This window comes from candidate division WOR-3 bacterium, from assembly GCA_029858255.1.
Taxonomy (GTDB): Bacteria; Hydrothermota; Tepidihabitantia; order SM23-42; family SM23-42; genus SM23-42.
This window is the reverse complement of the sequence record JAOUFJ010000015.1, coordinates 21,181-33,620: the sequence shown is the minus strand read 5'-3', so window position 1 is coordinate 33,620 and position 12,440 is coordinate 21,181. Positions and strand designations below refer to the sequence as shown.

Sequence of the window (12,440 nt, the reverse complement as noted above, 5' to 3'; positions counted from 1 at the left end):
AAAACATGACGAGAATTATGGCAATCGATTACGGTCAGAAAAGGGTCGGCGTGGCCATTACCGATCCGTTGTGCACAATACCCCAACCGCTGTTGACGATAAAACCGAAGTCGGTTGCTGATTTAATAAAACGACTTAAGTGTATCGTAGATGAAAACAACGTAGGTCTGATAATTGTGGGAAATCCAGTCTCGATGCGTGGCGAGCCTACAGAGATCAGCCGTCAGATCGAACGTTTCATAAAGAGGCTAAAGCGCCAGCTCGATATCGACGTTGAAAAATGGGACGAACGCTATCTGAGCAAATATGCGGTTAACAAATTCAAAGAGGCCGGATTGAGCATGAAGAAAGGGGACATCGACCGCGTTGCTGCTTCGCTCATGCTTGAAGAATACCTGCTCACAAGGCGGTCATGAACAAGAGATTGCTGATATTTACACTCGTATTGTTGATTCTCGTGGCTTGGTGGCAGCCCTTGACCCTGGGACGGACCGAAGTTACGATCCCGGACAATGCGAGCGCGCGGGAGATCGCGGTCTTCCTCGCAGATCAAAATATTGTCCGGAACGTAGACGAATTCTTGTTCTGGTTGAAAGTTTCGGGACAGGAGAGACAGCTAAAAGCGGGCACCTACGAACTGTACAAGTACAAAAATCCTCTATATTTGATCAACCAGCTCAGGAGTGGTGGAAGATCTGAGATAATCGTCACGATACCAGAGGGCTCGACAATACGCGAAACCGGACAGATCCTCGCTGATCACGGATTGGTTGATTATACACGGTTCATCCAATTGTGCAGCGATGACAGCCTGATCGATGCGCTCGGATTGAACATGAGGTCGCTTGAGGGTTATCTTTTCCCTGATACCTATTCTCTCAGCGTCATGCAGAGCGAGGAAGCGGTGATCACGATGATGGTTCGCAACTTTCTGCGCCGGGTTCCGAAATACGGGCTCAAAAGTGCTGATTCTTTGCACCGGGCCGTTATTCTGGCGTCGATTGTGGAAAGGGAAGCAAAATATGAAGAGGAGAGGCCGATCATCGCCCGTGTGTTTTTGAACCGTCTGAATTCAAACAGGCCGCTGGAGTCGTGCGCGACGATCTTTTACATTTTGAAAACGGCCGAAAATCCCGTTTCCAAACAGAAACTAACCGACCAAGACCTCAAAATTAGCTCACCATACAATACATATCTGCATCTTGGACTGCCTCCAGGGCCGATATGCTCGCCGGGTGAGAGTTCAATAAAGGCAGCAATAACGCCAGCCGATGTTGATTACCTTTACTTCGTGGCAAGGGGTGATGGACGGCATCATTTTTCCCGGACTTATCGGGAACACGCCCTCGCAAAGGACCGGTACCAATGATCGATAAAGGAATAGAGGATAGAGTAATTCACGAAACTCCATACTACGAAAAACTGCATGCTACGTATCGCGATAACGCAAATTTCACGCGATACTTCTCTGTGCTCAAGCGGATCACGAGACGCGATCCTTTCATCGAGAAACTAGAGAGTAATAATGGCAAAGAACTTGTGTATCTGGGAAGAAGGATTTTTACCCTCCAGGGTGATTTTGTCTCTAATTACATAAAGTTTCTCGAGGATGAATCACAGATAGATCAGTGGGAACATTTTTTCGAAAGATATAGCAAACATATTTTCAACATTTATCAGGATTTTGTTCAGGGCGTTAGTTCTAATGTTGTAGTATTCGAGATCGCCAATCGGAAGTTGCTTCGTGATATCCTTACGCGCAAGCTGCTCGCCGAATCCGCCGAAACCAAAATTGCTGTGTCGGAAAGGTTCGGGGCTGTCGTCAATCAACTGTTCAACTATATAAGAAACTCACTTACCAAGCGAACCGTGGTCGTCGACAACATAATAATCGATTCATATGAACACGTACCTTTCGTGCCGAAGACCAGTTACTTTGATATGATGAAAGTCCTGAACCCGAGCTTCATGAAAAAGGGTTTGCCCGAACCGGTATTCAGTGCCATAATGAAGGGACTGGTCCGCTACTATTACACAGATGAAACGAAAAATATCGTGGATGCATTGGGCAAACTACCGTCCTTCAATAAGAAATCGATAGGTGAAATATTCAAATCCCGGTTTTTCTTTCCCGACGATAGCGCGCTCACGCTCATCATCGATGCGCTACAGATGCGCGGTCGCAGGTTGATGGCGGATATCACGGAAAAGAAACGGAGTATCAGCGAAAAAATGCAGAATATCCGGAGAAAGATAAGCGAAACGACGAACATCATGAGCGATAGTTTAATCAATCTCGCCGAGGATTTCTCCACTGAAGAAGCCATTGAGAACATGGTGAAGAGGTTGCACCGTTCGGTGATCGGTAATGCCTACGATCTGAAGATATTGAAATGGGAGTATCAGGAGTGCCTCGACAGGGAGAACAATCTCAAGGAGATCATGCGCTACAAGCCCGCTGATATTAGCGGGCTGGTCGTGAAGAACGAATGGGATCCGTATATTATGCAGGTGCTGCACAGAAATGAGAAAATTGGAGAGGATCAGCTTCAGCTCATAATCAGGGACGCGTTGAACGATCTGAGAAGTGACGAGGCCGCTCAGCAATTGATGAATCAGTACAGAACCCCTGCACTGCTCAAGGAGAAATATGATAGCCAGCTAATAATCGGTAAGTTCGCGAAAATCGTTGATGAAATCATCACGCCGCTTGTGAAGTGTATCCTGTTGGAAGAGTTGGTTGATTATTACCCCAAGCTCTCTGACATGATGACCGCCGAGGGAATCCGTTACCTCGGCGAGGAAGCGCTGTCCGGTCGGGTTTCGATGATTGAAAAGGATGTGAACATTGTGCCGTCCGAGGGGCCTGTTTCTGATGTCAACGTTGAGCGCTATAAAAACCTCGTATCTGTATTAGTATATGACATAAGAGGCTCGACATTTATGGGTGCAAAATTAAAGAATGCCGAGAAGGAAAGCGCGATCAGGAATCTCTTCCAGGAATCGATGCTTTACGTCGCCGAAAAGTACGGAGGCATTCCCGTAAAGGATACCGGCGATGGTGGTGTGATCTTCTTTGCGAAAAACCACTATGACATAAAGGATGAGAAAACCTTGAAACCTGAGTCCGGCAGCATGCTGCCCGCAGTCCGCTGTGCTATTGAAATGGTCCAGGAAGCCAAGCTTTTTGTCCAGAGGAACCTACATCGATATCATGATTGGTTCCGTGAAGCGGAAGAACGCGAAATTGATTTTGAGGGAGCGACTTACGCTACGTTGCCACCATCATATCAGGCAATCTTTCAGGTAGGGATCGGTATCGCCTCGGGTCATTATCCGCGTGAGCTATATCTAGAAAAGAATGCTTTTGGTGAGTACGATTTGACCGGGATGCTTGTCCGGGAGGCGAATCTGTATTCCGCAGTCAAAGCAAAAGGCAAGTCGACTGTTATCTGTGACGATGCAACAGTATACAACATTCTGCTGAATGTTGAGCGTTTTTCATTCTTGAGCGAAGCGGGTTTGCGTATCGATCCGGTACAGTTGAATATACAACAGGGATTGGAATACTGGATCAGGCAACGGGCAACGCGTAAGGGTTTTATCTTTGATCTGCACAAAATATTCGCGGCCAAATTCGGACGGGAGATGGCGGATACAGATAACCTGAAAATTGTACTCGACGACAGCGATATCGTAATCGACGAAAGTACTGATATTCAGCTTGAAAAAGTGGAGCGGTCTAAATTGCTCTTCGAGATTCATACGGAGATCTCCAGATGAACACGCATAAGGTCAGCAACCTTCAGGATTACATGGAAGAGCAGAGCAACTACTTCGCCATGGTCGGGCAGAGATTTGTCGGTGAGCAAAGATACACTGAGAGTCTTTCGGCGATCGAACAAGGTTTAGCATGTCTGGGAATGTCAAAGGCACCGATCAAAGTCTTCCAGAATCGCCGCAATTTTATACTCGAACTGGGGCACAAGATCAACGAATATGAAGGTTTTGAACTGCCACTGTTCATAGGACATAAGAAGAGAGGTATGCCCATCCCCGAGGCGTTGATCGAAAAATGTCCGAAGGAAGTGGTGGCAATAATCGAGCAGGCAACCAATAGGAAGCAGATAAACGAATACACCAAGGATATGCGCGAGGTTTCACTTGCGCACGATATATTCTTGGCCGTGCACAAGAGCATCATCGGGGCGCGTGTCGAAACTCTTCTGCCCGATCTACTCTCTGACGTGGAGCGTCTTGGGATTACCGGCATGAAAGATGCTGCCGAGAAAATACCGGCAATCTATCTTAATTACCTGTCGGCAACATCCCTTGCCAAGTTGATCAGGAAGCTCTCGGTCATTCTCCGTGATGTCAGAAGCAAATCAGAGGAGGAACTCAAGACAATTGACCTGTATTCATTCCGGATAAAAGAACAACTCGAAGGACTCTTCCTTGAAACAAATCAAGGGTTGCACGAGATCGTCGATAAGGATGTGTCCCAGGATGCCGACACCAACGTGATAACTCAGAAAGTCTCCAATCTCTTCTCGAGGTTGGACCGTTTGTTTCTAGGTAACATATATCACCTCAAGGATTATCAGCGGAAGAAGAAAGAAATACTCGATAACCTCCAGCAGGAAGAGAATCTCAAGCATTATGCGGAAACACGATTGTTGGATGTCACGAAACCGGTATACGAAATCTTCAGCGAGTATATCTTTATGCATAGATTTGGACCGCTGACAAAGGATGAACATAGAAACTTCACAAAATCCGTGACACAGGAGTTGGAGGAAATCTACCGCAAGAAGAGTCGGAGCGTTTCCATGCTCAAGAAATTCGAGAAGCGCGGTATTATCTCGGTTGAATTGGAAATAGATATGCTCCTCGATGCTTACAATTCGTTCATGAAGAAAACGATCATACCTGATCATGTCGGACAATGTTTCTTGAATCTCGTCAGCTGCTTACCACCAGATGAGAATGAGGCGCCGAGGGTGACCAGTGACCTGGCAAACCTGAAGACCGTTTTCCTGACCGGGAAGAATGTTCTGGAGCTCGGAGGAAAGGTTGCTGAAAAGCCGCGGGAGATTATAGAATACGCGGGTAAATACCGAAAATGCGTCACGATATTGGTATACGACATAAGAGGTTCCTCCTACATGGGCATCAAATTGAACGATGCTGTTAAGGAACAGCGAATAAAACACAAATTCGCCAAAGAGATGGCACAGGTTGTTAAGAGGTATGATGGCTTTCTGCTCAAGGACACGGGTGACGGTGGGCTGGTCTGGTTTTCCGAGAATTCAGGCTCTCTCTACAATTATCTGTACACCGAATCGGTGACCGGGAAGGGAACCAAGCTCCGTTATTCAATATGTTCAGGCGGTGAATGTGATATAATTCCTGCCGCGGATGCGGCAAAGCGTGCGGTCCTGTGCGCTCGCGATATCGTACAGAGGGCAGAGGAATTTATCCGGGCGAACTTCGTGCATTACCGGGAATGGTTTGCGGATGTCGCCGAGCGAACTCTTGAACTGGATGGTATTACGTATGCTCTGCTGCCGCCTGAGTTCAAGAGCCTCTTCCGGATCGGCGTCGGCATCGCTTCGGGAGTACCTGATCAGGATGTTATCTTCGCGCCGAATTCGTACGGGGACCCCGATCTGGTTGGGCCGATTCTGGCCGATGCCAATCTGTATTCGAGAGAAAGACAACCGGGACGGTCTGTTATCATATGTGATCTTCCCACTTTAGTTAACCTTGTCCTTAATGCAGATAACTTCGAGTATCCGATCGAAGAGAATGATTATGAGAAATACTGTAAACTCCTTCGGGAGTTCCGTGATACGACACATGGCTACAATTTCTCTGATCTCAAAGTGTCGGTTGTGCCGAAGGGTGCGCATTTGCTTGGCGAGTTGAACAAGAATAAGGCGATAGTGGATGCGCGTATCGACGATTTTATTATTGATGATCGCAACAACATCTATGATACAGATAACAAGAGAATTAAGATGTTATATGAAGTCTTGACTCTTTGATGGAAGCATTAGTCTTCGATCCGGACCGCCTTAGACTTACGACTCTCTCCAGACATCTTCACCAACTCGGATTGAGCAATACTACAGTATCGAACATAGGCGAGTTGCGTAAGATTGTACGGAAGAAGAAGTGTGACATATGTATACTTGATGTATCAGCATTGACAATACTCGATCAGTTAAGGAAACAGCACGAGGAAGTGCCTGTCATACTTGTCGCCGACCGAAGTGCGGTAATGAATTTGGAGAAAGCGATTTTTGCCGGCGTGGCGGGATTGCTCCTTCGCCCCTATAGGATCGATTTCCTGCAGAAAGTTTTGGAAAAAGCCATTCAACGGAGAAATGAGATTATATACAACCGCAAGACCGTGATGTCTCTGCAGCGAAAGGTTCAGGTATTGCAGACACTCAATGAGGTGGTTCAGGCGATCAATTCATCGCTCAAGCCCAAAGAGATTCTTAATACTATCATGGCAAAAGCCGCGGATCTGATAAACGCGGAAGGTTGGTCGGTTCTTATGATCAATGAGAAAACAAAAGAATTGGTTTTTGAGGCGGCCTCGGGAAAAGCCGGGAAGAAACTTCTGGGAATGAGATTGAAAATTGGGCAGGGTGTTGCCGGCTGGGTCTCCCGGTACGGCGCGTCGTTGATGGTTCCCGATGTGTCGAAAGACCCCCGGTTCTACTCAGGGGTCGACCAGCAAACAAAGTTCACCACAAAGTCGGTGCTTTGTGTGCCAATGAGGAGCCGTGATCGGATCATCGGGGTCGTGGAGGTCGTCAACAAAATAGGCGGCGAATCTTTTACGCAGGACGATTTCGAAATATTCGAAAATGTTGTTGCGCATTTGACCATAGCGCTCGAGAAGGCGAACCTGTACAGAAAAATGGAACAGGCGAGCCTGGTCGACGATCTCACTCAATTGTATAACACCCGGTACTGCAATCAATTCCTGGATAATTTTCTGATCGAGAGGAAAGACGCAAGCGGAAGGATTTCCTTGATATTTTTGGATATCGACTTTTTCAAGCTGGTCGATGACAATTTCGGTCATCTTGTTGGCAGCGAGACCCTGAAAATTGTCGGTGAAAGAATGACCAGGGTTATCCGCAAGAATGACGTGATCGTGCGCTACGGTGGTGACGAGTATATCGTTCTCTTGCCAAACACGGATAAGAGAACCGCATTGATTATTGCCGAGAGGATCAGGGTGGTGATCGGCCGCGAACCGTTCTACGCATTCGGCAACAAGAAATTCAGTATCACGGTGACGCTTGGTGTTGCCGCTTACCCCGAAGATGCCAAGACGCGCGACGAGCTCATCGGCAAGGCGGACAAGGCGATGTACGAAGGCAAAATGAGTGGGCGCAACAAGGTTGTCGCGGCCTGAATTCAGTGAGCCAGTAGTATATTCAGTGTTGCAAAGTATTAGATATTCTATATAATTCCAGTATGGACATTGAAAAACTATCGGTCGCATCAGTAATGAGGCGTGATGCACCTACGGTTAGCCCTTCGACAAATCTGAAGCAATTGATTGAATTCATGCGAAAGACTAATCACTACATGCTCCCGGTTGTCGATGAGGACAGGACGCTATTAGGAATAGTGAACTACCGCGGAATTCTGAGCATATTCCGTCCTTTTTCAGGATCGGTCAGCGAAATAGTGGAAAGAATGCCTTTTGTCGAGAAAGTCGATGATGAAGATTTGAATCTCGAACTCTCTCCCGAAATGGGTACGCTAATTCTGGTTGCCGACATCATCAACACGAACTATGTGTCTATCACTGAGGATAGAACAGTACGCGAGGCGCGACGGCTCATGAGACTTCATAACATCGAGACGCTACCCGTAGTCGCAGACAAGAAGTTGGTGGGCGTATTGTCTTTGCTCGATATTCTTGTCTTCATATTAAAAGAACACGAAATCTTGAACAGTGAATAGCCTACTCAGCGCCGGTCTGATTCTACTGTTGGGATTTGTCGGCGCGCGCCTCCTGAAATTGGTGCGCCTGCCAAGCGTAACCGCCTTTCTGATAGTAGGCATCCTGATCGGCCCCCAGTTGCTTAACCTCGTCACGGTAGAGATCTTTGCCGCCTCAGAGTTCTTTTCGAATCTTGTTCTGGGGCTGATCGCCTTCAGTCTGGGTGAGAATTTCCGTATTGACAAATTGCGCCAGGGTATGAGACAGGTCATGTGGATTTCACTGAGCGCCGCCCTGGCAGCCTGGTTACTCGTCTCGACTGCCCTGATTGTGTACTTCATCAGCATCAAGATGCCCATATACCCTGCTATTGTCCTGGGTGCAGCCGCGTCGGCCACTGCACCCGCTGCCACGGTGTTGGTTATCCGCGAGTACCGGGCAAGCGGTATACTCACTGAGTTGCTGCTCAAAGTGGTTGCTATCGACGATGCCTGGTGTCTTATTTTTGCCGCCATGGCAATTGCGGTGGGTAATGCAATGCGCGCCGACGTGTTTCAGCTGTCGATCGTGTTTGCCGGTTTGGGTGAAATATTCGGCGCTCTGGTGCTTGGTGGTGTGCTCGGATATCTTTCTTCCAGATTGAGCAAGTATGTAAGGACGAGAGAAGAACTGCTGGTCTATACGCTCGGCCTATTGTTCCTGGATGTCGGTTTGTCCATCGCCCTGGAGGTGTCGGTGCTATTGTCGGCAATGATGATGGGCTTGGTCATGGTCAATATCGCCCGTGAGAATTACAGGTTCTTCGAAGTCCTGCGCTCGGTCGACACTCCTCTTTATCTTGCATTCTTCATCATGTCCGGCGCCCATCTTGATTTTGCAATACTATATAAAATGGGACTTGCCGGCATTCTTTATATAGTATTCCGTACGATAGGAAAGGTCTATGGTGCCAAACTCGGCGCGAGGATAAGCAACGCGCCAAAGAGTGTTGAGCACTGGCTCGGCCTCAGCCTGGCACCACAGGCTGGTGTAGCATTGGGTATCGGTCTTGTCGCCAAGGTAACCTTTCCGGATTTTGGAGGTTATATTTTCACCATCATAGCTGCAACCTCGGTGATATTCGAACTGATCGGCCCTTTGTTGACGAAATACAGCCTTATAAAAGCCGGGGAGATTTTGCCATCTGAATAGTATACTGGGCATTGCCCTCATTATCATATGTGCGTATTTGGGTGCAAAGCTTCTGCGCCGCATTAGTTTCCCTGCCGTTACCGCATATCTTCTGGTCGGGATCCTTATCGGTCCCCGTTTGTTGAATCTCATTCCAGTCAAGATCATGGATGCATCCGATTTCGTTTCGAATTTTGTGCTGGGTATTATCGCTTTCACCCTCGGTGCGAATTTCAGGATAGAAGGTATCAGAGCAGCCGGTAAACCGGTGATATGGATCTCTGTACTCGAAGCTGCGTTTGCCTGGATCCTTGTTACACTGGTAATGATCGCCTATCATTCTTTGAATAACCTTCCCATACATCCGGCTTTCGTTTTGGGAGCGGCTGCCGCAGCGACTGCACCCGCCGCAACCGTGATGGTGATCCGGGAGTATCGGGCCAGCGGGCCGGTTACCGAAATGCTTTTGAAAGTGGTGGCAATTGATGATGCCTGGTGTCTGATATTCTCAGCCCTGGCGATAACGACGGCAAATGCCTTGAGGCTTGGAGTTTTCAACTCCGTTGTACTCCTCGAGGCCATTTTTGAGATATGCGCGGCCTTGATACTCGGCGCAGTACTGGGTTTCGCTCTCAATCTACTATCCCGTTTCATAATGACGGTGGAGGAAGTGCTTGTCATTGTCATTGGTTTCATACTGTTGGCAGTGGGTTTATCCATGACCCTGAGACTTTCCCCGCTTTTAACCAATATCGCTTTTGGCCTGGTCGTTGCTAACATCGTCAGAAACAATGAATTGTTCTTTGAAAAATTGAGAGACATCGATATGGTCTTCTTTCTGGGATTTTTTGTTCTGGTTGGTGCAAATCTTGAGATTCATCTTTTGCCGAAGGTCGGCATCATGGGAGTGCTATATATTATATTCAGGGTCTTTGGCAAATTCATTGGCGTGAGACTCGGGTCTTACATATCGAAGGCCGGAGAGAACATCAGCAAGTACCTCGCCTGGGGGCTGGTACCGCAGGCCGGAGTGGCGCTCGGCGTTGCATTGAGCGCCAAGGCGTTGTATCCGGAGTACGGCGATGTCATCTTCACGACGATCACCGCGACTACGGTGATATATGAACTGGTCGGCCCGATATTTGCCAAGTACGGGTTGAAGAAGGCAGGAGAGATTTAAGACATTTCGAATTGCGAATTTCGTATTTTGCATTTGGAGGAAGATCGGGGCGATCGGATTTGAACCGACGACCTCCAGCACCCCAAGCTGGCGCGCTAAACCAGCTGCGCCACGCCCCGATGGTCAATTATAGCGAACACCACGACCCTGTCAAGCGTAGGCACAAAAAAATGCCGTTAATTGCGTTAATCTCGTTATTCCCGTTGGATGCTTGATGCTCGATTCTCGATACTGGATATGAACTCCGGTAGCATCCTGTACCACTGGAACGTACACGAATACGAGATCTTTTCGAAATGTCGTTACAGCGGGACTAACGGAATTAGCGAGATTAACGAACCAAACGATACGGGCAGCTACAAAAAATAACCTATGACCCGTTTTTATGCAAGTGATCGTCCTGTCGTCGTTGTCGTCAGCTTGCCATGCTTTACGCCTTTGGTGCTCAGCAGGCGGTCGGCTATCTTCTTGATCTCCTGTCCCCTGCCTCTTACCACGAGCACCTCCAGGCAGTTGTGCTTGTCGAGATGAATGTGCATCGTCGAGATTATCTGTTTATGGTATTTATGTTGAAGGGCAGTTAATATTTCGGTCAATTCGTGAACGTCATGACTGTAGACGATGGTGATCGTCCCGACCGTTTCCTGATTTGTATGCTGCCACTCTTGCTGCACGAGACGCTCCCGGATCAGATCCCGTATTGCCTCAGACCGGTTCCGGTACCCCATGTCTTTGATGAGTTGGTCAAAATTCTTGAGCAATTCCCTGCTCATCGAGACGCCAAATCTTATTGCATCGATCATTTGAATCCTTTCCTTATATTATTGTAGACATGCAATCGTATACTACAACCTGGATCTTACCTCATGGGGGATGGAGCGGTAAATGATGATCGAGAACGCCAGAATAACAAGTAACACGAAACTGACAAACCGGATGATCATGAATGGCCCAAGCATTGAAGATATTACTCCGATCAATACTGCCCATATGACGAAAGTAAGATTTGCAATGAATTCCTTTGTTGCGAATATGCGTCCGCGAATGCCTTTGACAACATCTTCCTGAAGGATCGTGTCCTGAGAAATGCCTATAAATGAGTACACAATACCAACGAGAAATGACATTATGTACAGATATACCGGAGTGATAAAGAAGGGGCCGACGAAAAACGAAAGCATGAGTACGGCAATGCTGTATATTAGTATTAAGCCTCGGCTGACATAGCGTCCGAAATAACCGATCATTATGGCACCGCAGAGCATGCCAACTCCGATGATACCGCCGAGCAGCCCGACACCGGGTGTGCCCATGCCGAACTCCTGCTGCACAAGAAAAATAAGAACTGTGTAAGCAACGGCGGAGACAAATGGTAGCACGAAGACCGATATCATCACGAGCACGACCATTCGGTCCCTGTACAGCAATATGAGGAGTTCTTTGAGGTCGAGCAGGAAAGTATTAAGTGACTTCTTCAACTCTTTCGATAAGGAAAAATCGACCTTCCTGACCGGCGCGAACATACTCCTCGCCCCCATGCCCAGAACGAGCGCACCAGCGATCATGTGGGCCGATGCATCAATGAAGAAACCGACTTGCCAGCCTACCCACCGGATGAGATATCCACCGCCGACCATGCCGATGAAAGTCGCGACCCGTGCCAGCGTGATGATTACAGAATTCGCCGGTACCAATTGATCATAACTGACCAGATCAGGAATGACGCTGTTCTTCGAGGTGTTGTTGAAAAGATCGAGGGAGAAGAAAAGAACGACCAGTATCCAGACCGGGGCCATGCTGTGCGTCAACATGATGAAAAACGGTGTTATGAAAATAAGAATGGCTTGGATTAAATGGCAGCGAAACATTATTGTCTGCCTGTTCCAGTGATCGACAATGACGCCGGCGAATGGCGAGAGAATCACGATCGGAAGCGAAAAAGTGATAGAGAATTCGCTGAATGCGGAAATACGTCCCGGGAACATGATGCCGATCAAAGTTATAATGACCATGTGGGTAAGACGGTCCCCGAGTTGGGAAATCGTATTCGATAGTCCCAAAAAAAGGATCCCCTTTTTCCGTAGAAGACTAAACATTTTTCAATTGTGTACTATC

Annotated in this window: 10 protein-coding genes and 1 tRNA gene; 8 read left to right on the top strand and 3 right to left on the bottom strand. The window is 47.8% G+C overall.

Going from position 1 to position 12,440, the window contains the following annotated elements:
• The first annotated feature begins 5 nt into the window (after window positions 1-5).
• From ruvX to OEV79_07670, 8 genes are all read left to right on the top strand, one after another.
• Window positions 6-416: a Holliday junction resolvase RuvX gene (gene ruvX / locus OEV79_07705; protein ID MDH4211318.1), complete on the top strand. Its 411-nt coding sequence runs from the start codon at window positions 6-8 to the stop codon at window positions 414-416.
• Entirely contained in the window at window positions 413-1,369 is a 957-nt protein-coding gene (gene mltG, locus OEV79_07700; protein ID MDH4211317.1) for an endolytic transglycosylase MltG, read from the top strand. The genes ruvX and mltG overlap by 4 nt, the downstream gene beginning before the upstream one ends.
• On the top strand, window positions 1,366-3,783 hold the full coding sequence (locus OEV79_07695; protein ID MDH4211316.1) for a hypothetical protein: 2,418 nt from the start codon (window positions 1,366-1,368) through the stop codon (window positions 3,781-3,783). The genes mltG and OEV79_07695 overlap by 4 nt, the downstream gene beginning before the upstream one ends.
• Window positions 3,780-6,047 carry a hypothetical protein gene (locus OEV79_07690; GenBank protein MDH4211315.1) on the top strand — a complete coding sequence of 756 codons (2,268 nt, stop codon included), beginning with the start codon at window positions 3,780-3,782 and terminating at the stop codon, window positions 6,045-6,047. Before OEV79_07695 ends, OEV79_07690 begins: the two co-directional genes overlap by 4 nt.
• On the top strand, window positions 6,047-7,438 hold the full coding sequence (locus OEV79_07685) for a diguanylate cyclase (protein ID MDH4211314.1): 1,392 nt from the start codon (window positions 6,047-6,049) through the stop codon (window positions 7,436-7,438). The genes OEV79_07690 and OEV79_07685 overlap by 1 nt, the downstream gene beginning before the upstream one ends.
• Before the next feature lie 62 nt (window positions 7,439-7,500).
• Window positions 7,501-7,995: a CBS domain-containing protein gene (locus OEV79_07680; GenBank protein ID MDH4211313.1), complete on the top strand. Its 495-nt coding sequence runs from the start codon at window positions 7,501-7,503 to the stop codon at window positions 7,993-7,995.
• On the top strand, window positions 7,988-9,166 hold the full coding sequence (locus tag OEV79_07675; GenBank protein MDH4211312.1) for a cation:proton antiporter: 1,179 nt from the start codon (window positions 7,988-7,990) through the stop codon (window positions 9,164-9,166). The genes OEV79_07680 and OEV79_07675 overlap by 8 nt, the downstream gene beginning before the upstream one ends.
• Before the next feature lie 22 nt (window positions 9,167-9,188).
• Window positions 9,189-10,325 (top strand): cation:proton antiporter, encoded by a 1,137-nt coding sequence (locus OEV79_07670; GenBank protein ID MDH4211311.1) that lies wholly within the window; start codon window positions 9,189-9,191, stop codon window positions 10,323-10,325.
• A gap of 44 nt (window positions 10,326-10,369) precedes the next feature.
• Here the strand turns inward: OEV79_07670 and OEV79_07665 are convergent.
• From OEV79_07665 to OEV79_07655, 3 genes are all read right to left on the bottom strand, one after another.
• A tRNA-Pro gene (locus OEV79_07665) sits at window positions 10,370-10,444 on the bottom strand.
• A 264-nt stretch (window positions 10,445-10,708) separates the two neighbouring features.
• The gene (gene nikR, locus OEV79_07660; GenBank protein MDH4211310.1) at window positions 10,709-11,128 is read right to left on the bottom strand and encodes a nickel-responsive transcriptional regulator NikR; all 420 of its coding nucleotides are present in this window, start codon (window positions 11,126-11,128) and stop codon (window positions 10,709-10,711) included.
• Window positions 11,129-11,170: 42 nt separating this feature from the next.
• Window positions 11,171-12,421, bottom strand: a complete 1,251-nt coding sequence (locus OEV79_07655) for an MFS transporter (GenBank protein ID MDH4211309.1) — start codon at window positions 12,419-12,421, stop codon at window positions 11,171-11,173.
• Between the last annotated feature and the right edge of the window lie 19 nt (window positions 12,422-12,440).